At 39.8% G+C, this 22,652-nt stretch carries 22 protein-coding genes; 20 read left to right on the top strand and 2 right to left on the bottom strand.

What is annotated here, in order from left to right; all coding sequences use genetic code 11:
- Nucleotides 1-22: 22 nt before the first annotated feature.
- The 11 genes from ACNAZ4_RS18285 to ACNAZ4_RS18235 all read left to right on the top strand — a co-directional run bounded on the left by ACNAZ4_RS18285 (nt 23) and on the right by ACNAZ4_RS18235 (nt 11,372).
- A complete protein-coding gene (locus ACNAZ4_RS18285) occupies nt 23-682 on the top strand; it encodes a cobalamin B12-binding domain-containing protein (protein WP_415816754.1) in 660 nt (219 codons plus the stop codon).
- Nucleotides 669-1,415 (top strand): STAS domain-containing protein, encoded by a 747-nt coding sequence (locus tag ACNAZ4_RS18280; protein ID WP_415816751.1) that lies wholly within the window; start codon nt 669-671, stop codon nt 1,413-1,415. The genes ACNAZ4_RS18285 and ACNAZ4_RS18280 overlap by 14 nt, the downstream gene beginning before the upstream one ends.
- A 390-nt stretch (nt 1,416-1,805) precedes the next feature.
- Nucleotides 1,806-3,092, top strand: a complete 1,287-nt coding sequence (locus tag ACNAZ4_RS18275; protein WP_415816749.1) for a S8 family peptidase — start codon at nt 1,806-1,808, stop codon at nt 3,090-3,092.
- A 185-nt stretch (nt 3,093-3,277) separates the two neighbouring features.
- A complete protein-coding gene (locus ACNAZ4_RS18270; protein WP_415816747.1) occupies nt 3,278-4,498 on the top strand; it encodes a helix-turn-helix domain-containing protein in 1,221 nt (406 codons plus the stop codon).
- Between the two features lie 310 nt (nt 4,499-4,808).
- Nucleotides 4,809-4,937 (top strand): hypothetical protein, encoded by a 129-nt coding sequence (locus tag ACNAZ4_RS18265; RefSeq protein ID WP_415816745.1) that lies wholly within the window; start codon nt 4,809-4,811, stop codon nt 4,935-4,937.
- Between the two features lie 110 nt (nt 4,938-5,047).
- A complete protein-coding gene (locus ACNAZ4_RS18260; protein ID WP_415816743.1) occupies nt 5,048-7,333 on the top strand; it encodes a helicase C-terminal domain-containing protein in 2,286 nt (761 codons plus the stop codon).
- Nucleotides 7,334-7,485: 152 nt separating this feature from the next.
- Entirely contained in the window at nt 7,486-8,010 is a 525-nt protein-coding gene (locus tag ACNAZ4_RS18255) for a sigma-70 family RNA polymerase sigma factor (RefSeq protein ID WP_415816741.1), read from the top strand.
- Nucleotides 8,000-8,632 carry a hypothetical protein gene (locus ACNAZ4_RS18250; protein WP_415816739.1) on the top strand — a complete coding sequence of 211 codons (633 nt, stop codon included), beginning with the start codon at nt 8,000-8,002 and terminating at the stop codon, nt 8,630-8,632. The genes ACNAZ4_RS18255 and ACNAZ4_RS18250 overlap by 11 nt, the downstream gene beginning before the upstream one ends.
- Nucleotides 8,633-9,170: 538 nt before the next feature.
- Nucleotides 9,171-9,932, top strand: coding sequence for a MerR family transcriptional regulator (locus tag ACNAZ4_RS18245; protein WP_415816737.1), 762 nt, complete (start codon nt 9,171-9,173; stop codon nt 9,930-9,932).
- A gap of 220 nt (nt 9,933-10,152) precedes the next feature.
- Nucleotides 10,153-10,428 carry a YkvA family protein gene (locus ACNAZ4_RS18240; RefSeq protein WP_415816735.1) on the top strand — a complete coding sequence of 92 codons (276 nt, stop codon included), beginning with the start codon at nt 10,153-10,155 and terminating at the stop codon, nt 10,426-10,428.
- 113 nt (nt 10,429-10,541) lie between these two features.
- The gene (locus tag ACNAZ4_RS18235) at nt 10,542-11,372 is read left to right on the top strand and encodes an STAS domain-containing protein (protein ID WP_415816733.1); all 831 of its coding nucleotides are present in this window, start codon (nt 10,542-10,544) and stop codon (nt 11,370-11,372) included.
- 50 nt (nt 11,373-11,422) lie between these two features.
- Here ACNAZ4_RS18235 and ACNAZ4_RS18230 read toward each other — a convergent pair whose 3' ends face one another.
- Nucleotides 11,423-13,165, bottom strand: a complete 1,743-nt coding sequence (locus tag ACNAZ4_RS18230) for an AAA family ATPase (protein WP_415816731.1) — start codon at nt 13,163-13,165, stop codon at nt 11,423-11,425.
- Nucleotides 13,166-13,489: 324 nt separating this feature from the next.
- Here ACNAZ4_RS18230 and ACNAZ4_RS18225 point away from each other — a divergent pair, with 324 nt between their 5' ends.
- From ACNAZ4_RS18225 to ACNAZ4_RS18200, 6 genes are all read left to right on the top strand, one after another.
- Nucleotides 13,490-14,725, top strand: a complete 1,236-nt coding sequence (locus ACNAZ4_RS18225) for an MFS transporter (RefSeq protein WP_415816729.1) — start codon at nt 13,490-13,492, stop codon at nt 14,723-14,725.
- A 255-nt stretch (nt 14,726-14,980) separates the two neighbouring features.
- Nucleotides 14,981-15,484, top strand: coding sequence for a CBO0543 family protein (locus ACNAZ4_RS18220; protein ID WP_415816727.1), 504 nt, complete (start codon nt 14,981-14,983; stop codon nt 15,482-15,484).
- 98 nt (nt 15,485-15,582) lie between these two features.
- Complete coding sequence (locus ACNAZ4_RS18215) at nt 15,583-17,253, top strand: DUF6044 family protein (RefSeq protein ID WP_415816725.1); 1,671 nt, start codon at nt 15,583-15,585, stop codon at nt 17,251-17,253.
- A gap of 18 nt (nt 17,254-17,271) precedes the next feature.
- On the top strand, nt 17,272-18,306 hold the full coding sequence (locus ACNAZ4_RS18210; protein WP_415816723.1) for a glycosyltransferase family 2 protein: 1,035 nt from the start codon (nt 17,272-17,274) through the stop codon (nt 18,304-18,306).
- Entirely contained in the window at nt 18,263-18,757 is a 495-nt protein-coding gene (locus tag ACNAZ4_RS18205) for a GtrA family protein (protein ID WP_415816721.1), read from the top strand. Before ACNAZ4_RS18210 ends, ACNAZ4_RS18205 begins: the two co-directional genes overlap by 44 nt.
- Nucleotides 18,758-18,884: 127 nt before the next feature.
- Entirely contained in the window at nt 18,885-19,712 is an 828-nt protein-coding gene (locus ACNAZ4_RS18200; RefSeq protein ID WP_415816719.1) for an undecaprenyl-diphosphate phosphatase, read from the top strand.
- Nucleotides 19,713-19,780: 68 nt separating this feature from the next.
- Here the strand turns inward: ACNAZ4_RS18200 and ACNAZ4_RS18195 are convergent, their stop codons facing one another.
- On the bottom strand, nt 19,781-19,933 hold the full coding sequence (locus ACNAZ4_RS18195) for a YpzG family protein (protein WP_079509236.1): 153 nt from the start codon (nt 19,931-19,933) through the stop codon (nt 19,781-19,783).
- Nucleotides 19,934-20,133: 200 nt separating this feature from the next.
- On the opposite strand from ACNAZ4_RS18195, the gene ACNAZ4_RS18190 reads away from it, so the two are divergent.
- From ACNAZ4_RS18190 to ACNAZ4_RS18180, 3 genes are all read left to right on the top strand, one after another.
- Nucleotides 20,134-21,075, top strand: coding sequence for an ABC transporter ATP-binding protein (locus ACNAZ4_RS18190; RefSeq protein ID WP_415816717.1), 942 nt, complete (start codon nt 20,134-20,136; stop codon nt 21,073-21,075).
- Nucleotides 21,072-22,016 (top strand): ABC transporter permease, encoded by a 945-nt coding sequence (locus ACNAZ4_RS18185; protein ID WP_415816715.1) that lies wholly within the window; start codon nt 21,072-21,074, stop codon nt 22,014-22,016. The genes ACNAZ4_RS18190 and ACNAZ4_RS18185 overlap by 4 nt, the downstream gene beginning before the upstream one ends.
- 72 nt (nt 22,017-22,088) lie before the next feature.
- On the top strand, nt 22,089-22,646 hold the full coding sequence (locus ACNAZ4_RS18180; RefSeq protein WP_415816801.1) for a GNAT family N-acetyltransferase: 558 nt from the start codon (nt 22,089-22,091) through the stop codon (nt 22,644-22,646).
- Nucleotides 22,647-22,652 lie beyond the last annotated feature (6 nt).

The following is a 22,652-nucleotide window of genomic DNA, read 5'->3' as shown; positions in this document are numbered from 1 at the left end:
CACCGGATTGAGGTGAGTGCCGATGGAAAAAGCTATGGAATTAGCACAGCTTTTGATCGATGGCAACCAGGATGATTCATGGGCACTAATAGAACAAGAGTGCGAAGAATCAAATGAAAGTTTATTTATCTATGAAGAAATCTTCACCCCTGCAATGCAGCATATTGGTTATTTGTGGGAAACCAACAAAATTACCGTCGCCGATGAGCATTTGGCTACAGCTACTTGTGATTATTTGCTGGCTCGTTATAGTTGGGAAAAAAGAAAGAAACAGCAAATTTTCCCGAATGGGAAAAAAGCGATGTTTCTTTGCGTTGAAAACGAACAGCACTATCTTGGATTGAAAATGGCCAGCCAACTGTTCTTTGAATATGGTTGGGAAATAAAATTCCATGGTCCGAATCTTCCGCTTGAATATGTGCTGAAAGCTGCACAAGAATCGAAAGCTAATGTAATTTGTCTTTCTTTTTCAATTCTTTACCATGCTGAACATCTGAGCCCATATATCGAAGCATTGGAAAAGCTTCCAAACCAGCCCGTTGTAATAGTTGGAGGCAGGTTGCTCGATCAATATGAGTTTCATCGCTACGGTTCGGATCGGACAATATTCCATAAAAAATTAGAAGACGTGAAAAAGTGGCTCAGCCATCAGCATGGAGTGAAAATGAATGTCGGATCTTAAATATTTACCATTGCCATATTTTTTAATAGATGCCGAATATAATATCCTTGCTAATTCCGCTGCAAGTGAAGGGATTTTTTCTGTTGGGAAAAATTTTCTCGAACTCGTGGATTGGGAAAGCCATAATAAGATGAAATCAATGTTTGTTAACCAAATAAACAAGGCAGAAGGCGAATTGATCATGAAAACGAAATACTCTCCTTATGCCTTGTTTGACATTAACATAAATTGGCATGAACACAAGGGCCATATTATTTGTATTGAAAAAGATCACCGATTATCCGAATTAGAGACTATTGTTGAAAAACATAGAATCAGGCTGGCAGCAACCGATTTGGAGCTTCTTGAAAAGAAAGAGCAGGTTGAAAAATCCCTGATGGAAATTAAAAGCCTCTCATGTCCCTTTATCAAATTAACGAAGAGTTCGGCTTTAGTTCCGCTTTTTGGGAATTTAGATGATGAATTGATCAGACAAAATGAAGGTCGGGTATTGAATAATTCACTGGAAGGCGGGTATCAGGAGGTCCTATTTGATCTAAATGGGGTAGGAGAACTGACTCTGGAGGGAGTAGAGGCATTTGTTTCCCTGGTCACGGAATTGCAATTAATGGGTCTGAAGCCGTCTATAATTGGAGTTAAACCTAATCATGCCTTCTTCCTGAACCATTCAACTGTGGTTCCCGATGTTCCGTATCTTAATAGTCTAAGCAAAGCCTTTAAAATATCAAATTAAACCAAAACACTTCGATGCGAATCGAGGTGTTTTTTCATGCTGTAAAGTTATAGGAAATAGATATTGAGCAAGCGTTTTCCCAATAGATTTTGCTTTGTTTTTACCAGTACAATATTTTTATTAGGTTTCATAGTTCAGAGCAATTCCACGGGATATATATTGAAAAGGTTAAATTCGTAGTGATGATTTCATTGGAGAATGAATGTATTATGAAATGGGAATTTCCGATGGGATAATTTGTAAATCTAGCTTAAATTCTGGCTCTTGCCTTAGCGTTTTTCCCAATCATGAAGGCTTGTTTATTCATTGATAAACACAGAAAATTTGAAATATACTTATTTCTGCAGCCCGGCAAGCTGCAAATCTTTCAAAGGTGAGAGGAGCAAAAGGATGAAAAAGAAAAGAGTTTTCGGATCCGCTGTACTTAGTTTGGCAATGGGTGTTTCCATGTTCGCGACAGGTGCTTTTGGCGCCGGAGCACAGGAAAGCCAGGATACTTATCGAGTGTTGATCCAGGGTCCGAGTGCAGAAAAAGCAAAAGTTAAAGAACAATACGGCAAGCGTTGGGATTTTGGAAAAAAAGGTTTTACTACTGAAGTGAACAGCAAGCAGTATCAGGCGCTGTTGAAAAACAAGAATATCGAAATTTCACAGGTTGGTACTTATACAGTCGATGGCCGAGTCGAAGGACAAAGTAATGGAAACGGCAAAGGCAAGGGTGACTATACGATTCAGGCATCTTACCCATCCGACCAGACACCATGGGGCATCCAGGCAATCTATAACGATAACTATATCCAAGCAACAAGTGGAGGGGACGGAATCAAGGTAGCTGTCCTTGACACAGGCATCAACCGAAACCATATTGACTTGACTGACAATGTTGAACAATGTAAGGATTTTACCCAATCCTCCTCCTCAATGGTCAATGGAACTTGTACTGACCGCCAGGGACATGGTACGCACGTAGCCGGAACTGCTGTAGCTAATGGCGGTTATGATGGAGCCGGTATCTACGGCGTCGCTCCTCAAGCAGAGCTCTGGGGCTATAAAGTGTTGGGCGATAATGGATCTGGATACTCCGATGATATAGCAGGTGCAATCCGTCACGCTGCTGATGAAGGTGCCCGAACTGGATCTAGGGTTGTCATTTCCATGTCATTAGGTTCAAGTGGTAAGGATTCGATGATCGCAAGCGCAGTTGACTATGCATATAGCAAAGGTGCTTTAATTGTTGCTGCGGCTGGAAACAGCGGTCCTAGTGCGAATACAATCGGATATCCTGGTGCACTTACAAATGCGATTGCGGTTGCATCACTTGATAATACGTTCGTAAATGGTACCCACAAAGTATCAGACTTCTCTTCTCGCGGCAATCCAAATACTGATGGTGACTATTACATCCAGGAAAAGGATGTAGAAGTCTCAGCACCTGGCGGCGGAATCTACTCCACTGCGGTAGATGGCAATTACACGACAATGAGCGGAACCTCAATGGCTACACCTCATATCTCTGGACTTGCCGCTAAACTTTGGTCATCAAATAAGTCATGGAGCAACGCACAGCTCCGTGCTGAAATCCAAAGACGAGCTAAACTTTATGACATCAAGGGCGGGTCAGGAGCTGCAGCTGGTGATGATTACGCATCAGGTTTCGGCTTCCCTCGCGTAAAATAATTTTATTGCACACACTTGCAAGCCATCCGGATTAAATGATTGATTCGGGTGGCTTTATTGTCTTATTTGAGGTAATATATGAAGAAACAATTTTTAATATATAGAATTTTATAAAAATGGTTCTTTTGGACTGTTTAAATTGTTGGAAAAAATGGTAGATTAATAAGAAAACGGAAGGTGAACGTATGCAGTTTGGACCACTCATTAAATTTTACAGGATCCAGCAAGGGTTAACGCAAAAGGAACTGGCTAATGGCATATGTTCAGTTCCACACTTAAGCAAGATCGAAAGCAACTCAAAAGAAGCAAATGAAGAAACCATGGGCCTCCTGCTTGAAAGACTGGGAGTCAACCTTTCATCCATCACTGAAAATGAAGAACAGATTAAGCAGCTTATTAATGAATTGAATGAAAAGATTGATTACTATTTAAGTGACCAAGCAGATAAAGTCATGACGAGATTAAAGAATTATGAGGGTATCATTCCTTTTTCAACTAATCTACATACATATGAGCTTACGAAATACAGATATCTAATATTCAAAGGCGCACTTACAGAAGCAAAAAAACAATTTGAACTGTTAAATAAACAGAAGAAAATATTTTCCCAACCTCAGATGGCTTTATTTTCCTATCTTTATGCTGTATGGTTATTAAAGAAAGGGAATTTTAAGGATGCAGATAAAATTCTTGAGTCCATAGGCAGAGGATCCAAAATTGAGATATCCAGCGGTGAACTGTTGTACCATCGTGCATTAGCAAAGAGTTCACTAGAAGAACCAGGCTATGCTATCTATTATGGGAAACTCGCTCATGAAGAATTTATGGAAGACCATAATTTTAAACGCATATTGCATGTCATGATCCTATTAGGTATCAACTATTCCCACTCAAAAATCTATGAAGAAGCTCAAGATTGCTTTAACCACTTAATTAGGAATGCAGAAATCCTAAATGAAACAAAATTACTGCCAGAAATTTATCACAATATGGGCTTTCTGCAAAAAAAGTTAAATAAGCTTCAAGAGGCTACTGTATTCTTTGAAAAAAGTTTATCTTTACAAGAAAAAAACACTGTGAATTACCTTATAACTCTCTATTCTATCGGAGAAGTTTATTATCAAGTTAATGAGTTATCGAAAGCTTTGGATGTTTTTCAGGAAGTTAACCATTTATCTAAAGAATTGAATAACCGGAAATATAAGATACTGGCTAACTATTATCTTATGAGTTTAGAAGAACCAGAAAAATCACTTATATATTCGGAAACAAAGGTAGTACCTTTCCTCGAAGAAAGTGATGGGAAAAGTGAAGAATTAATTTGGTTTTACAAAATGCTATCAAATCACTATCGGCAGATGGGAAGGTTTGATCAAGCAGTAAAATATATTGAAAAAATCAACTGAGGAGGAATGTTTTTATGAAAAAGATGTTATCTGCGTTGATGACAGGTGCTATGGCGCTAGGAATATTAGTAGCAGGAATGCCACCAATTCAGCCTCCAGTATGAGAACTAGGAAAAGGCCTTTAAATAAGGGCCTTTTTGTTTTATTTAACTGACTTACAGTTAATCATTAGCGAATGTGGACAAAAGTACAACAACTTGGGAAAATTTCACTCCGTTAAATGACCCCCAGAACCCTCATATAATATACGAACTATTTTCACGAGGCCGGCAAAAGCAATTGAAGGCTAAAATGAATGAGGAGGTTCGGTATGGGAAGAATTAGCATGGATATTGACGAGCTGTTGGAAGATACTATCGAAATTGCTGAAGATGACATGAGTTTTTCGCTGAACCCGATTGAGATTGACAGTTTACTTGAAAATACACGCCATTGGTAATAAGATATCAATCCGTTCCAGGTTTACTGGAGCGGTTTTTTTATTATATTGAACATAAGGGAACGTATGTACTATAATGAAGGAGAGAACCGAGCAGGGAGGTGGACAGGATGGAGCATATTATAAAAATTCCGGTTAGGATGCTGGCCGAATATGTATATAAAACTGGAAGTATTGAATCGGGTTTTAAAACGGCCTCATCTTTCACTGAAGGCTCAAGGATTCATAGGGAGATCCAAAAAACTTATCAAGAAATGGATCAGAGTGAAGTTTTTTTAAAAACAGAAATTGAATTTGATAACCTTTTATTTATCATTGAGGGCCGCTGTGACGGTTTGCTTTTTTCAGGACAGATAGTCACCATTGATGAAATCAAATCGACTTCTTTGCCTTTGGAAAGTATCGCTGAAAACTCAAATCCTGCCCACTGGGCGCAAGCAGTATGCTATGGATATATGTATTTAAAGGAGCATCACGAAGAGGAGATCGATATCCAGCTTACCTATGTTCACAAAACTTCAGGCCACAAGAAGATTTTTAAAAGAACACTAACAATGGAGAAGCTTGAAAGCTCTGTTAATGAAATGGTCGCGGAATTCGCACCTTATGCAAGGTTGCAGGTGGAACATAAAATAAAAAGGGATCAGAGTATAAAAAAATTAGAATTTCCTTTTCCCCGATACCGACAGGGCCAGCGACAGCTAGCCGGGTCTGTCTATAAGACAATCGAGGAAGGAAGGACTCTCTTTGCCAATGCTCCAACCGGGATAGGTAAGACGATTTCAACTTTATTTCCGGCAGTAAAAGCTATAGGTGAAGAGCAGATTCAAAAGTTATTTTATTTGACTGCCAAAACAACGACCAGGCAGACGGCAGAGGAAGCATTCAGTCTCATGCTAAAAAAAGGCTTGGAAATAAGGACCGTGACCATTACTGCAAAAGATAAGGTGTGCTTTACAGGGGAGGGGAAGTGCAGCAAGGATCACTGTGAATTTGCAGATGGATATTATGACAGGATCAATGGTGCGGTACTTGATATTCTCAGGAATGAAGCGACCCTGGATAGAAGCTGTATTGAACAGTATGCAAAAAAACATAGAGTTTGTCCTTTTGAGTTTTCATTGGACCTGGCATACGCAGCAGATGCCGTCATATGTGATTACAATTATATATTTGATCCAAAGGTCTCATTGAAAAGACTGTTCGATGACCAAAAAAAGAAAACAGTCCTCCTTGTAGATGAAGCCCATAATTTAGTGGACAGAGGAAGGGGTATGTTCTCTGCAGCAATGGATAAAACACCTTTCCTTCATTTGAAAAGGCAGTTTAAAGATAAAAACCAGTCTTTAGCTGATAAATCTAAACGGCTAAATAATTTTTTTATCCAATTAAGAAAACAGGCTGGTTCTTCAAAAACTATGGAGTACAAAGAGCCACTCGAGGAATTGAATCAGTTAGTGGCTGAGTTCATTGAGCATGCTGAAAAAGAGCTCCTAAGAGGAAATGAAGGACAAGACTTGCTGCTTGAAACATATTTTGTTGCCCAAAATTGGCTAAGAATCAGCAAGTTATTTGATGAACGCTTCAATTTATATGCTGAAATTGAAAAAAATGATGTGCGCATTAAGCAGTTTTGTCTCGACCCTTCTTATTTGATTAAACAGGCTGGCAAGAGCTTTAAGTCCAGAATCTTTTTTTCGGCTACACTTCATCCCATGAGTTACTACAGGGATATGCTTGGTGGTGATTACGAGGATTATATCGCTTTGATTCCTTCTCCTTTTTCCAGGGAACAGACTGACGTGAAGATCCAAGCGTTATCAACAAGATACAATGATCGTACAAGGTCCATTACACCAATAGTCAAAACAATGTCTGATCTTGTTCACAATACTCCCGGAAATTACCTGTTTTTCTTTCCGTCCTACCAGTATCTTAATATGGTGCTGGAGGACTGGAGCATTTCCAATGAGGAGATACATACGATTATTCAGGGTACGGGTATGGACGAGGACGAACGCGCTTCATTTCTTGAAACCTTCTCGGCTGATAGACAAGAATCACTTGTAGGGTTTGCTGTTCTTGGAGGTATATTTTCTGAAGGAATCGATTTAAAGGGCGACAGGCTTAACGGCGTGGTGGTTGTAGGGGTAGGACTGCCACAGATAGGATACGAAAGGGATTTGATTAAAAAGCATTTCGCTGGTATTGGGAAGAATGGCTATGATTATGCCTATATCTTTCCGGGAATCAACAAAGTGCTGCAGGCGGGAGGAAGATTGATCCGGTCAGAAAGTGACACAGGCAGGATTGTATTGATCGATGATCGCTACCTGCACCAAAAATATCAAGCCCTTTTGCCTGATGCATGGAAAAACTTCACACTTTTATCATAAGGAACATCCTTTTTTTAGGATGTTTTTTATTTTTATTTACTTTCTAATTTGGAGAGCAAGCCTGGCTCTTTGCATTTTTTTACAGGAAATGAAAGCCAAGTTAGCGAATCTAACGTCTAATGGTTAACAAGGAGTTCAAGGGAGTGCATCGAATGCAGAAATTGATAAAAAATGCACAGAAAGGCAATAACAAGGCGTTTCTGGAGCTATTCCAGCAATATGAACAGGATTTATACAGAATGGCGTTCATTTATGTGAAAAACCAGAATGACGCAATGGATGTTGTCCAGGAAACTGCTTACAGATCGTTCAAGTCCATCAAAGAGCTTAAAGAACCTAAATATTTTAAAACCTGGCTGATTAGAATTGCCATTAGCTGTTCCATTGACTTATTGAGAAAAAGGAAAAATATTATACCTTTTAAACCGGAATTTGAGCAATACACATCAGAGTCACCTCAAGAGGATGTTATTTCAGGAATTACGCTGAAGGATTTAATAGAAAAACTCCAGGAGGAAGAAAAAAGTATCATTCTCCTGAAGTATTATCAACAAATGACTTTTAAGGAAATAGCGGACACACTCCAACTCCCTCTTGGCACAGTAAAGACAATACTTTATCGAAGCCTTGGGAAACTTCGAAAGAATATTAAGGAGGAAGAAGCGAATGAACAATAATCTCCAATCAGAACTTAATAAAATCGAGATACCCGAGGGTTTAAGCAAAAGAAGCGAACTGGGAGTTCAAAGGGCTAAGAGCGAAATGATCAGCAAAACAAAAAAACGGATGTTGCTCGCTGCTCCGGCAATCGCAGCAGCCATCGCACTTTCAGTTGTTGGAGCTGCCCTGTTATTTGAAAATACACCAGTTAATCCGGAAGTACAGAACATATCGACTAGCTATGCGTTTGATGTGACGGACCAAAAACAACTCGTTGGATGGGCTGATAATGTTTTTATCGGGAGAGTAAAAGAGGCGAAGGGAACAAGTAATGAAGACGGATTTCTTGAAACTCAATTTGAAGTTGAGGTTGCTGAAAATATCAAAGGCGAATTGAATGGCAGTATTACAGTGAATCAGCAGGGGGGATATGAAGGAAACAAGCTGCTCTTGGTTGAAAATGATCAACTCCTGAAAGAAGGGGAGAGCTACTTATTCGTGTCACGTTATAATAAAAAACACGGTTGGCATACCATTGTTCCGGCATATGGAGATATTCTTATAGAAAATGAAGCGCAAAAAGATGATATCATCAGCATCTATAAAGCGGCCTATGAGAAGGAAGTTCCGTTTGAATAATAGACCGGGTGACTATTAAATTGGCGGTTTGAGGCTATGGATCATAGCCTCTTTTTATTGATCTTATAATGCTCTTACAGTAATACAGAAATTTAAATGACATTTCAGGAGTGGGAGCNGAGCAAAATGTCCAAGAAACTGTATTTAATAGACATTTCAGTANTGNGAGCNGAGCAAAATGTCNAAGAAACNGNATTTAATAGACATTTCAGGAGTGTGAGCAGGGCAAAATGTCCAAGAAACAGCTTTTAATAGACATTTCAACAGTGAGAGCTGAGCAAAATGTCNAAGAAACTGTATTTAATAGACATTTCAGTACTTAGTGTCAAACAAAATGTCCAATAACCGCACTTTAATAGACACTTCAAGAATAGATTCCTGTTAAAATGTCCAGTAAGGCGAAAAGTGAAATTGAAGAAACTGGAACTAGCTATTCCGAAATAGTCCATAAAATTATTATGTAAACAAAATACAAAAAATTCTATTGACCCTAACGCAAGGTAACGGTTTACGCTATAAATATGGAGGTGATCAAGACTTGTTCAAAGTGAAGGAAGTTGCCAATCTGACTGGGGCGAGCATACGGACTCTGCATCATTATGACAGGATTGGTTTGCTTAAGCCTGATGCATTCACTGATGCTGGATATCGGCTGTATTCAGAAAGTGATCTCGAACGCCTGCAGCAAATCCTGTTCTTTAAGGAAATGGATTTTACCCTGCAAGAGATCAAGGATATACTGGACCGGCCGGATTTTAACAGAAAAGAAACCTTGAAGGAACATAAAACCCTGCTGATCAAAAAAAGGAAGCGGTTAGATGAGATCATCAGGACAGTGGAGAAGACGATTCAGTCGATTGAAGGAGGATATCACATGAAGGAAAAGGACTTGTTTGAAGGCTTTGATATGAAGGAAATTGAAGAACACCAGAAGAAATATAGCGACGAAGCAAAGGCTAGGTATGGTAAGGAGGCAGTCGAAAAGGCAGAAAAGAGGACGGCGAATTATACGTCAGAAGATTGGGGAAATATCCAGGCGAAAACAGAAGAGATTTACCAAAGATTAATCACCGGTATGGATGATGGACCAAATGATCCGGCTGTTCAGGAAGCAGTTGCAGATTGGAGGCAATTCATTACCGATCATTATTATGATTGTACCGTTGATATTTTTAGAGGGCTGGGGGATCTTTATGTCGATGACCCTCGCTTCACAAAAAATATTGATAAGTATCAGCCCGGACTGGCTGCATTCTTCAAAAAAGCGATCCATTATTATTGCGACCATCAAGATAAATGAGTAACCGATCGGCGGCCATTGACATGGCTGCTTTTTTTGTGAACTCTGTGTTAACTACAGACAAAAGAAAATTTTTGGTTTGGCATTTAAAGCAAGCAAAGTTGTTTACGAAAAGATTCTGGGGGAAAATGAAACGAATCCGCATCTTAATCGTAAATAAGTTATAGCCTGTAAATGGTCAAATACGGATAAAATAGTTCCTTGGAAAAGGTGGGGTATAATGAAGAAGTTTTTTAGACGTCTCCGATTGGTTTTTAAAGTGAAGAAGTTCATTCCTTTTCTTATTGAATTTTTCACTTCTGGCAGCGTTCCTTTCAAGCAGAAAATACTTTCAGCAGGCCTGATTATAGGTTATCCATTGCTTCCATTTGATCTTATTCCAGATTTTCTGACACTGATTGGAGTCGTGGATGATGTTGGTGTGCTTTTATTCATTTTTCAGCAAATTATTAAGATGGCACCTGCAGAATTAAGGGAGAAGCACAAACTAGAATAGAGCAGCGCCTTTAAAATTTTTTAATAGGAAAAGGTTTGTTATAATTGTATTAGGCTGAGTTCAGCACTATACATATTTTTACCATCTATTGCTTCCAGACAAGGGGGATTTCTTTGTATAGAAATCAGGAATTATACAATTTTTTGAAGGAAAATAGCCGGAATCTGACTGAGGAATGGCATGAAAATATCAATAAACAAAATACAGCAGGTGTATATGCCTCTAATGATCCAGATGTTGTACATGCATTGAAAGAACAAAATCATGAGTTTCATCTTCATTTCATTGAATTATTCAAAAAGGAAGAAGGTGAATTCTTTCAAGACTTTAAGCCATGGATCGAGAAAATTGCTAGTGATGTCGAGCATGTTAAAACTCCGATTCAATTTGTGATCAAGGAATTTAAAAATGTAAGAAACCAATACTTCGATTATATCCGCCGATTTGCAGAATTACATCCTGAAATAGCTAGAAAAGAAGTCGATATCTGGAGTGATATCATTCTTAAAGAAATGGATGAAGTAATCTTGCGTTTCATTGAGACTTCTTTTAAATACTCCCAAGGAGTGTTGAAGGCCCAGCAGGAAACAATTAATGAGTTAAGTGCACCCGTAATTTCACTGAGCAACCACCAGGGGTTGCTGCCTTTGATTGGGGATATTGATACAACAAGGGCAAAAATGATTCTTGAAAATACATTGCACCAGTGTTCCCAAAGGGATATTCACCATTTATTTGTTGATTTATCAGGTGTTGCCATGATTGATACCATGGTTGCCCATCAAATATTCCAGTTATTGAACGCCTTGAAATTAATAGGGGTAAAAGCGACACTTTCCGGCATGCGCCCTGAAATTGCCCAAACAGCCGTACAGCTCGGAATTTCCTTTAAAGAAATAGATATTAAAACGAATCTTGCCCAGGCTATTGATAAAGGTAAATAAAAAAGGATTTCCGATATCTTATTCGGAATCCTTTTTCATTTATAAATATTTTATACCATCACATACTGATCTTCCCGAAAACCAGATTTGTCCTGTACGATTTCATCTACTTCTGTGCCTTCTAGTGTTTCTTTCTTTAATAATGCATCGACAAGTTGGCCAAATTGATTTTGATGGGATCTGATGATCATTTCTGATTTTTCCAATGCGTCATCAAACAGCTCTTGCATTTTTGTTTCTTTCAATCCTTTGCTGAAAGTGAGCGAGAAACCTTCCTGCAGCAAGCCAGTATCCACCATTTGTTCAATGATTTGTTTAGCCTGTTGAACATCCCCGCTTACCCCGATACTATGCTCTCCAAGGAACATCCTTTCTGCGACACCACCAGCCAGGATCATAGCAATGCGGTCAATCAGATCGCTGTGAGTCGATAATTGCAGCTCCTTCGGTATCGGAGCGACGTAACCAAGTGCCTGGCCGCGAGGGATGATGGTCGCTTTTCTGACAGAACCAGGCTTAGTGACAGCAGATACGAGAGCATGTCCAGCTTCATGGATGGCAACTCTGCGCTTTGTGTCGGCATCTTGAAGTGTTCTGGATGTGCTGCCGAGGATTGTTCTGTCCAGGGCATAATCAATATCACTTTTAGAAATGAAATCCTGTCCATTCCTCAATGCACGTCTGCTGGCATTTTCAAATAAGGAGTTCAGCTCCGCACCTGAAAATCCGGAAGTGCTTTCTGCCAGGTCATCCAGTGATGAGTGGACATCTGAAGCAAGATTCTTTCCTTTGATATGGATGTCAATGATTTCCCTTCTGCCTCTAGTATCCGGAAGAGGGACATTGAATGAGAAATCAATTCTTCCAGGGCGAAGGAATGCATCATCCAGCATGTCTTTTCTGTTTGTCGCTGCAATGAAAAGGATTCCATCGTTGGAATGTCCGCCATCAAGCTGGACAAGAAGCTCAGTGAGTGTCTTTTCTCCTTCTTCCCCGCCATGAGGTTTACGCTTGCCGGCAAGCGCATCGACTTCATCAATGAAGATGACTGCAGGACCTTGCTTTCGTGCACTTTGAAACAAGCTTCGGACTCTGGAGGCACCTACACCGATAAACATTTCATTGAATGCAGATCCGCTGGCTGAGAAAAAGTTGGCGTTCAGCTCACGGGCAATTGCCTGGGCAAGGAGAGTCTTGCCAGTACCTGGAGGGCCATATAATAGGATCCCCTTTGGAGGCTTAATACCCATCCTGGCTGATTTTTCAGGATTTTTCAGGATGGATAGTGTCTGGCTGATTTCCTCTTTCATTTCATCCTGTAAACCGCCAACATCGTTTAAAGTTATGGACGGTAATGGATTTGGCTTGGACAGGCTGTTCTTCATACGGTTGCCCGTACCAATTCCACCGGTTTTCTTCTGGATCACATAAGCAGTACCCATCAAGAGGAGCAATACACCTCCAAGGATCCAAGCACCATACTTACTATTGTTCGTATATTCATAACTTATATTATGTTGTTCTACTAATTTATCTACCATCTGGCTTCCCGGAGGAACTTGGGAAACAAGTGTTGTATCTTTCGTTTTAAGCAGGAGAGTTCCATCCATTTTTTCTATCAGGGTGGCCTTTTCGCCGTTAAGACTTTCTACTGACTTGACAAGTGAATTAAATGGAACCGAAACCGGATCATCATTATTTTGAACGACAATTGTCGCTGCTATTGTAACCATTACCATAAACGCCGCAAAAAGCGGAAGGACCTTAGAAACAAATTTCGGATTTGAATTCATACTTTCAGCTCCTTATCGAATCTATATACCATTATAAGTAATATACCTATGTTATGAATGGGTAAATTGTCTCGGAACAGGTGGTAAATATATGAAACTATCGAATGAGGAGTTTAATGGCCCTGTAAAAGCGGGTATAATCCATATTTTGAACTTTTATGTTGGGAAAATTTATGTGGACAAATTGTGACAAACAGTTAAAATGGAATAAAATGTAAGTGAAAATGAATCTGTACTTGAAACTTTTGGAAGTTACCGATAGGATGAAAGAGAAAAAGATTGAAAAGATTCCGACAACTTTGTTTATGTTCAGGAGGGGTTTGCTTGAAGGGATGGAAAAATCCCATACTATTGATACTTGGAATTGGGATTTCGAACATTGGTAACTGGATTTATTTTGTGGCAATAAACTTATTGGTTTTAAAAATCACAGGCTCAGCTGCTGCCATTGCTGGCTTGTTCATCATCAGGCCCCTGGCCATCCTGGTGACCAATACATGGGCCGGAAGCGTAATCGATCGCGTTAACAAAAGAAAATTGATGATCTGGATTGATATTATACGAGGGATATTCATTGCAATCATTCCTTTTTTTACGTCTCTTGTTCCAATTTATCTCATCATGTTTTTGACAAATATCGCTGGTGCTTTTTTTGGCCCCACTTCGGAAACATACATAGCAAAGCTGGTGCCGCGGGAAAAAAGAAAACGATTCAATTCCATATTCTCTTTCGCGACCTCAGGTGCAATGCTCGTGGGCCCAAGTGTCTCGGGCCTTCTGATCATGTATGGGAGTATCAATACCAGCATTTATATTAATGCGGTAACCTTCTTTTTCTGTGCAGCGGCCATATACTTTCTGCCAAATGTCGATGGGGAAATCAAGAATGAGAATTACAGGGACAGCATTACATTGAAGATGATCACAGCTGATTGGAAAGCAGTAGTCGATTTTGGAAAGACCGCAGTCGGATTCATGGTGGTATTCATGATTTTTCAAGTCATCACTTTGATCTCCTTTGCGCTTGATTCACAGGAAGTTACCTTTATCCAGCAAGTCATTGGCTTATCGGAAAAAAATTATGGCTTACTAGTCAGTCTTACTGGTGCAGGGTATGTGGCAGGTTCATTCGCGGTATCCGCATTGGCGACCAGGCTATCGGTCCGTACGCTGCTTGGGTTGGGCTCATTTTTATCAGTGACAGGATACTTAATGTTTTATTTGGCCACTTCTGAAACGATTCCGATGGCTATAATTGGCTTCATCATCATTGGATTTTTCTCACCATTTTCATTTACTGGTTACACAACGTTTTTTCAGAACAACGTACCTTTAGATTTGATGGGAAGGTTTAGCAGTGCCTTCGCATTTTTTCAGGCGATATTCCAAATCCTTCTGACACTTTTGTTGGGATACATGGCGGGAATTGTGAAACTGCAAACGGCCGCCATCGGGTTTTCGGCAATTGGGCTGTTGATGGCAGTTGCCTTGACATCGATTGTTTTTCTCCAGTCAAAAAAGAATCTATTTATCCTTGAATCTGAAAGGAATCTTAATTGACTAGGTTAAAAAGGCTGTTATGGTGATTTAATTACCATGACAGCCTTTTTTTCATTTTCGGAAAGGATTATTTCTTCATACATAAAAAAGGAATAATTGTTGAAAAATACCTATGATCAGGAAGTTTTTTCATGTGTATTTCTTGAAAAGAACTTTGATTTTTTGCAACTGCATAATCGATTATTACTACCTGGGGAAAAACATCCCCCTAAAACACTAAAGTCTCAATGGTCCTTAGTTAAGGAGGGTGAATTCTTGTTCCATGCTGCAGTCATAGTAGGCGGAGTTTTGTTGTCATTGGGTATCGGGAAGTGGCAAAGATGGAGAGAGTTTTTGCCAACCTTTTATTACTGGGCCTTGTTTAGCTGTTTCTATGAATATATATCGTACATAGGCAACAAACATTTGTGGGAGTTTGACAGGAATTTCATCAGCCTCTTTGTGACGGAAACTTTATACACATTCCTATTTTATCCGAGTATGATCGTTATGTTTTTGGGAAATTTCCCTGATGGCCGAAACAAAAAGATATGGCATTATTTCAAATGGGTCTCATTGTCTGTACTGATAGAAGCGCTTGCGTTAAGGTTTGGCGCGATTAAATTCAACCATGGATGGTCAATCGTCTGGGAGATCTTCTTCTATAGCACGATGTATCCCATGCTAAGATTCCACTATAAAAAGCCTTTGCACGCGTTAGTCTTATCAGTCTTTTTTGTACTCTTCTATCTTGTGATCTTTGATTACGATCTTTTCTGACTGAAACATAATGGGAGCTGCTTAACAATTCAGGGAATATTTTCTGTAGTTGTGCAAATCTTATAAAGGCGAGCTTGGAATTTGAGGTGTAATGTGATTTGTCTTATTTGCAGGAAAAAGAGAGTAAATACATCATACTATCTCTTCTCGTGATTTCACTCTTCGTATCACCGTATTTTGTTTTGGGGAACGATGCTCATATTCGTGTCCATGATAATCTGGATTCCAATTTGGCATGGTATAAAATTCTTGCCGAGAGTGGTCAAATTGCTGGATCAGCGGAATCTCTTCTTCCTCAAGTCATCAGTGGGGTTCCAAGGAATGCGTTTGGAACTGAATTTAGCTTAATTGTTTGGCTTTATGTATGGTTCCCGACAATGATCGCTTATGGAGTCAGTCAGGCAATTACCAGGTTTTTTGCCTTCTTCGGGATGTATTTGCTTTTAAAGGACCATTTCATTCCAGAAAAGGGTAGAAGCCTGATCCGCATCGGTACAGCATTAGCATTTGCCTTAACTCCTTTTTGGCCATCAGGGATGCTGAGTACATTAGGAATGCCCCTGGCATTATGGGCTTTTTTGCATATCAGACAGGGCAATGGAAAGTGGAGTCATTATCTTACCCTGACACTCTTGCCATTTTATTCTAGCATTGTTTTAGGCTTTTTCTTTTTCCTCAGCGCAATGGGATTACTCTGGATCAGTGATGCCATCCGGAAAAAAGCGTTCAATTGGCGGTTCTTAATCGCGATTGTGTATATGACAGCAGTTTATCTGATTACAGACTACAGACTGGTATATTCGTTCCTGTTTGACAGTGAGCCGAATAGCAGGGATGAGTATTTTCACGCACGCCTGTCGTTTTTTGAATCTGTAAGGCTCACCTTTAAGAACTTCATTCTCGGTCATACCCATGTGATGACGCTCCATACCTTAATCATCTTGCCAGTCACTATTGCTGCCATGCTCCTGGTATGGAAGCATCGGAAATTGAAAAACGAGCGCATTTTTGTTTTGTTATTCCTCCTGAATTTTCTATTGTCTGCATGGTATGCATTCTGGTTTTATAAAGGCTGGGTCACATTAACCGAAAGATTCCATTTCCTTGATACTTTCAATTTTGCCAGGTACCATTTTTTGCGGCCATTGATTCTGTATATACTGTTTGCAGTCGGTCTTAGGATCATATGGGAAGAAAAGTTGTTTCAAAAGGCTGTTCCCTTGTTGCTTGGAGCACAGATTATCTTATTACTGTTCAGCAATGAAGAAATCGTCCATCGCAAAAAACCGAGTGTAAGTGAATTTTATGCTGTTGAACAATTTGAAGCAATAAAGGACCATATTGGGAAACCGCAAAGCAGCTATCGGATAGCCAGTATCGGACTGCATCCTGCAATCGCCCAATATAACGGATTTTACACACTTGATACCTATAATAATTTTTATCCCTTAAGGTATAAGTACCAATTTCGTAAGATTATCGAAAACGAGCTGGAAAAGAACCAGGAAATTCGTACATATTTTGATGAATGGGGTGGTCGCTGTTACCTCTTCACAGATGAGTTGGGCAAGCATTACATGTTCAAGAAAAACTCCAAGAAAAGGATCAAGGATCTGGATATCAATATCGAGCCTTTCAAACAAATGGGAGGCGAGTATATTTTTTCAGCAGTCCCAATCGATAATGCACTTGAAAATAATTTAAGTCTTGATGCTACTTTCACTTCAGATGCGAGTGCCTGGAAAATTTACCTTTATGAGGTTTTATAACACCAAGGAGGCTCACCTATGAATTTGCCAATCCTATCTATTATCGTTCCCTGCTACAATGAGCAGGAAGTTTTGGAAGAGACCACCAAACTGCTGAACGCAAAGCTTAAGCAAATGATAACCGAAAACCTGGTATCGCCAAAAAGTAAAATCCTGTTTGTTGATGACGGGAGCAAAGACAATACATGGCATTTGATTTATAAAGCAAGTCTAAAAAATGAGTTGGTAAAAGGCTTGAAACTTTCAAAAAATGTTGGCCATCAAAATGCATTGCTTGCAGGGCTGTTTGCGGCAAAAGATTCTTCAGATTGTCTCGTGAGCATCGATGCAGACCTGCAGGATGATATCGATGCAATCAATGAAATGGTAAGGAAGTACATTGAAGGATACGAAATTGTCTATGGTGTAAGAAGCAGCAGAGAGGCGGATACATTTTTCAAACGTTTTACGGCAGAAGGTTTTTATAAGTTAATGGACAAGCTTGGGGTAAAACTGATCTTTAATCATGCCGATTTCCGATTGATGAGCAGACGCGCAGTAGGTGAATTGGAGCAATTTGCAGAGAGTAATATGTTTTTAAGAGGCATTGTTCCTTTAATTGGATTCAACTCCGCTAGTGTTTATTATGAAAGAAAGGAAAGGCTTGCAGGAGAAACAAAATATCCACTGAAGAAAATGCTTGCATTTGCCTTTGATGGAATAACCTCGTTTTCGGTCACTCCGATCAGGCTTGTCATGCTTGTAGGATGCCTCTCATTTGTCGTCAGCCTGATATTTGGAATGTACTTCTTGGCATTAAAGCTTTTTGGAAATACAGAGCTTGGCTGGACGTCCTTGATCACTTCTATATGGCTTATTGGCGGGTTGCAACTGATAGCACTTGGGCTGGTGGGAGAATATATAGGGAAAATCTACAAAGAAACGAAACGCAGGCCAAAATATATTGTCGACGTTGACCTGTTCAACTTGCCGATACCAAGGAAATTGGTGAACATGGAAGGGGACGAGCATGGGTCAATCATTGAAACACGGAAGCTATCTGAGAACAACTAGCCAGCTGAACAAGTGGATTAGTAGACGCTTTGCAGATTCCAAGCAATTCTGGAGATTCCTGCTTGTCGGTGTGCTCAATACAATGATCGGAATGGGACTGATGTTCCTGCTGAAAAATGGGCTGGACTGGCCATATTGGCATGCCACCTTTACCGGCAACACAATAGGTGCTGCAGTCAGTTTCCTATTAAATAGGGCATTTACCTTTAAAAGCAGAGTTCCTGTACGTACAGGGGCGCCACGATTTGTTTTAGTGGTCCTAATCAGTTATATGCTTTCATTCTCGTTTAGTCACAGTATAACGGGAGAAATGAATGGAATTGCGATAGGTGAGATTTATTTGAGTCCAGACACTATTGCAATTATTCTAGGGTCAATTTTCTATACTATAACGAATTTCATCGGCCAGAAATTTTTTGTATTTAAAGAAGGCGAATACTGCAGCTCTTGAAGCTGCATTTTTTTATTGACTATTTTTCCTTTTGGGGATAAAACAGAAAGAGTGCATGCTGATTTGTTTACTAGCGGCGGGAACAGCAAGCAACATACTTTCATCTTCTAAAGGAGCAATATACTTAATGGATATTTGGGAATTGTTTGTAGCATTCATACTTGGTCTGGTAGAAGGATTAACCGAGTTTGCTCCTGTTTCATCAACAGGGCATATGATTATTGTCGATGACCTTCTTTTGCATTCTAAAGACCTATTTACTGAACCTGTTGCCAATACGTTTAAAGTCGTCATCCAATTAGGATCTATACTAGCAGTGGTAATCGTGTTTAAAGATCGATTCATAAACCTGCTGGGCTTGCAAAAAGGGGTTTCTATCGCAGATTCCAAGGGAAGACTTAGTCTTTCAAAAGTAATTGTTGGTTTGATTCCTGCAGGTGTAATTGGTGTTTTATTCGAGGATTATATTGATGAGCACCTATTCTCAGTGGAAACCGTCATAATTGGGTTAGTAATCGGTGCCATTCTGATGATCATTGCCGACCGCCTGCACCCTCGTGTGGTTAAGATTGATGATGTAGATCAAATCAGCTATAAGCAGGCACTTGGTATCGGTTTATTCCAATGTCTTGGTTTATGGCCAGGGTTTTCAAGATCAGGCTCCACGATTTCAGGTGGTGTACTGCTTGGCTTGAACCACCGTGCAGCTTCTGATTTCACTTTTATCATGGCTGTACCAATCATGCTTGGTGCAAGCGCGATCTCTTTAATGAAGAATTGGCAGTACTTTACGGTGGATGCCCTGCCATTTTTTACGGTAGGATTCATTAGTGCATTTGTATTTGCTTTACTTTTCATTCGATTTTTCCTTAAACTGATCAATAAAATTAAATTGGTGCCATTTGCGATTTATCGAATTATTTTGGCAGCTGCCATTTATTTTATTTTTCTTTAAACCATGTCAGTTTGAGTTTTTATGAGAAAAGACGCCCTGGGGCGTCTTTTCCTTTTTGTTTCAAAAATTCAAAAACGATGTGCTTTCGCATTACTTCTTGCAAGTATAGTGTTTTTAGTTACCTGAGTTTCACCATTGACCTGCGAATTGGTATGCTTCCGCCTAGTCCAAGTGTGGTGGAATAGTTGTGAGTGTGGATCTAAATGATCTTTGTAACTCATACAATCACCTCATGATTGGATTTTTGAAACATAGGATATTCGCTTGAATATCAGTTATATCGTTTGTATTAATGACGGGCAATATACAGGCCATTTCGGAGGTCAAATAGAATCTTTTTTAGCTTTTTTGTAACTTTTTACAATATTTTTCGTATTAATCATTGGATAAACGTATTTTTTTCATGAAGAGAGGAGATTCTATGTCGCATTTTGCATTAGAAGTAAAGTCACTGACCAAAACGATTGGTAAAAAGACAATCGTGGATGACGTCAGCTTTCAAGTAGAAAAAGGCGAGATATTTGGACTTCTTGGCCCAAATGGCGCAGGGAAGACAACAATCATCCGTATGATTGTCAGCCTGATCAACCGCACGGGCGGGACAGTGCTTGTGAATGGGCACGATCTGGACAATTCATTTACGGCAGCAATGAATGAACTTGGTGCCATCGTAGAAAACCCTGAGTTTTATAAGTACCTTAGTGGTTTTAAAAACCTCAGGCATTATGCCCGCATGGCATTGGGGGAGGTAAGTGAAGAGCGAATCAATGAAGTCACAGAACTGGTGGGACTGGAGAATGCAATACATGATAAAGTTCGTACCTATTCATTAGGGATGCGTCAGAGGCTTGGAGTGGCACAAGCTATTCTGCATAAACCTTCCATCTTGATTTTGGATGAACCGACAAATGGACTGGATCCCCAGGGCATCAGGGAATTCCGAGATTATTTGCGTTTACTTACCAGTCAGGGAACATCCGTATTAGTATCATCTCATTTATTGTCTGAAATGCAGTTGATGTGTGACCGATTCGCAATCATTGAACATGGAAAGCTGATACATATCTCTTCCATGCACGAAAATGAACTGTCAGAGACAGAGAAGCCAAGAACGGTTGTTGTCGAAATTTCAGACCCTGTCATAGCGGCCAGACTGCTGGCAGAGCACATGCCTGATATTAAAGTGACTTCAAAAGAAGGATCGCGCCTGACATTATCATTGAGGAAACAACAAATACCTGGCCTTAATAAACTTTTAGTTGAAAATAATATTGATGTTTTTGAAATATTGAATGTGAAAGCCACGTTGGAAGATCGTTTCCTTGAAATCACAAATAAAGACAGAAAGGAACAACTGACATGATTGCTTTGATCCAGAATGAATTGATGAAGATTTTCGGGAAAGTGGCAAGCTGGATTTATATGGTCATTATTGTTTTGGCTGTATTGATTGCTGGGATTATCTATATGAAGTTCAGTGCTGATCCAAATCCAAATTGGCGTCAGGACACAGAGGCCGAAATCACCATGCTTGAAAACCAGTTGGCTTCTGCCTCTGATGATGAAAAAGCGATGATCCAAACCCAAATTGATCAAACACAGGAGTTTTTGAATGAGAACATCAATCCAAATGCAAAGACAAACTGGCACTTCATGAACGATGTCGTTGTTGGGGTCAGCTCGCTTGTCACGTTGTTCGTAGTTGTAGTAGGGAGTGCCAATGTAGCAGCAGAATTCTCTGATGGAACGATAAAGCAGTTATTGATCCGCCCCCACCAGAGATGGAGGATCCTGCTGTCAAAGTACATAGCCGTCATCATCTATGCATTGCTGTTGGTCATTACGTTGATCGTTTCAGGCTATATAATTGGTTTGGTTCTATTTGGAAGCGGTGATTTTAATATGAAAATTTTTGAAATCACATTAGAGGGAAGGAAGGTTGCCATTGTAGGAGAACAATTCCTATTGAAAATGCTTTACTTCATTCCGAGCCTGCTCATGATCATGACGATCGCATTCATGCTTTCGACGTTATTTAAAAGCCAGGCTCTTGCAGTCGGAATCGGCATTTTTGTCCTTTTCTTTTCATCTACACTGGGTGGCATAATCCTAATGCTTGCTGACAAGTATACTTGGGCGAAATTTTTAATTTTCCCTCATCTGGATTTAACAGTCTATGCTCTTCAAGAAAGGATCCTGGAGGATATAACACTGCCAGTATCACTGTCGATCCTCGCTGTATATTACGCAATTTTCATGATGTTAACCTTTTTCTTTTTCCAAAAGAGGGATATCAGCATATAGGGAGAATAATTAAGGAGCGGCTTTGGCCGCTCTTTTTATATGGAGAAATGAAAGAAAGGAGAGATAAGTATGGTGAATCCTATTTTATTGGAGTTTCCAGGAGAATTTGAAACAGACAGACTTTTGATCAGGATGCCGCTTCCCGGAGATGGTGCGGTTACATGTGAATCAATCAACGCTTCTTTAAAAGAACTTAAACCCTGGATGCCATTTGCCCAAAAGGAACAAACAGTTGAAGAAACAGAAGTGGTGATCAGGCAAGGCCACCTGAATTTTTTAAATCGCACAGATCTCAGGCTGCTGGTATTCAAGAAGGATACTGGGGAATTTGTGGCCTCATCTGGTTTACATAGGATTAACTGGGACGTCCCCAAATTCGAAATCGGTTATTGGATCGACACTCGTTATAGTGGGAAAGGTTATATGACAGAAGCGGTGAAGGGGATCACAGACTTTGCTGTAAAGGAACTTAAAGGTCGCAGGGTTGAAATCAGATGTGACTCATTGAACCGTAAGAGCAGGGCAATACCCGAAAGATTAGGATTCTCCCTGGATGGTATATTGAAAAATGATTCAATTTCTGTTGAGGGTGATCTGCGGGATACTTGTATTTATTCCAAGACTTTTTAAAGCTTT

This window comes from Mesobacillus thioparans (assembly GCF_965138835.1).
Taxonomy (GTDB): Bacteria; Bacillota; Bacilli; order Bacillales; family Cytobacillaceae; genus Mesobacillus; species Mesobacillus thioparans.
The sequence above is the reverse complement of the archived record's forward strand: the minus strand, read 5'-3'. Positions and strand labels throughout refer to the sequence as shown.

What these genes read in the sequence shown, in the direction of transcription:
- ACNAZ4_RS18240 (WP_415816735.1), top strand. Translation starts at nt 10,153, where the DNA reads ATGAAGAAGTTTTTTAGACGTCTCCGATTGGTTTTTAAAGTGAAGAAG.
- ACNAZ4_RS18185 (WP_415816715.1), top strand. Translation starts at nt 21,072, where the DNA reads ATGATTGCTTTGATCCAGAATGAATTGATGAAGATTTTCGGGAAAGTG.
- ACNAZ4_RS18280 (WP_415816751.1), top strand. Translation starts at nt 669, where the DNA reads ATGTCGGATCTTAAATATTTACCATTGCCATATTTTTTAATAGATGCC.
- ACNAZ4_RS18195 (WP_079509236.1), bottom strand. Translation starts at nt 19,933, where the DNA reads ATGAGTTACAAAGATCATTTAGATCCACACTCACAACTATTCCACCAC.
- ACNAZ4_RS18270 (WP_415816747.1), top strand. Translation starts at nt 3,278, where the DNA reads ATGCAGTTTGGACCACTCATTAAATTTTACAGGATCCAGCAAGGGTTA.
- ACNAZ4_RS18205 (WP_415816721.1), top strand. Translation starts at nt 18,263, where the DNA reads ATGGGTCAATCATTGAAACACGGAAGCTATCTGAGAACAACTAGCCAG.
- ACNAZ4_RS18210 (WP_415816723.1), top strand. Translation starts at nt 17,272, where the DNA reads ATGAATTTGCCAATCCTATCTATTATCGTTCCCTGCTACAATGAGCAG.
- ACNAZ4_RS18260 (WP_415816743.1), top strand. Translation starts at nt 5,048, where the DNA reads ATGGAGCATATTATAAAAATTCCGGTTAGGATGCTGGCCGAATATGTA.
- ACNAZ4_RS18250 (WP_415816739.1), top strand. Translation starts at nt 8,000, where the DNA reads ATGAACAATAATCTCCAATCAGAACTTAATAAAATCGAGATACCCGAG.
- ACNAZ4_RS18255 (WP_415816741.1), top strand. Translation starts at nt 7,486, where the DNA reads ATGCAGAAATTGATAAAAAATGCACAGAAAGGCAATAACAAGGCGTTT.
- ACNAZ4_RS18230 (WP_415816731.1), bottom strand. Translation starts at nt 13,165, where the DNA reads ATGAATTCAAATCCGAAATTTGTTTCTAAGGTCCTTCCGCTTTTTGCG.
- ACNAZ4_RS18265 (WP_415816745.1), top strand. Translation starts at nt 4,809, where the DNA reads ATGGGAAGAATTAGCATGGATATTGACGAGCTGTTGGAAGATACTATC.
- ACNAZ4_RS18190 (WP_415816717.1), top strand. Translation starts at nt 20,134, where the DNA reads ATGTCGCATTTTGCATTAGAAGTAAAGTCACTGACCAAAACGATTGGT.
- ACNAZ4_RS18285 (WP_415816754.1), top strand. Translation starts at nt 23, where the DNA reads ATGGAAAAAGCTATGGAATTAGCACAGCTTTTGATCGATGGCAACCAG.
- ACNAZ4_RS18275 (WP_415816749.1), top strand. Translation starts at nt 1,806, where the DNA reads ATGAAAAAGAAAAGAGTTTTCGGATCCGCTGTACTTAGTTTGGCAATG.
- ACNAZ4_RS18200 (WP_415816719.1), top strand. Translation starts at nt 18,885, where the DNA reads ATGGATATTTGGGAATTGTTTGTAGCATTCATACTTGGTCTGGTAGAA.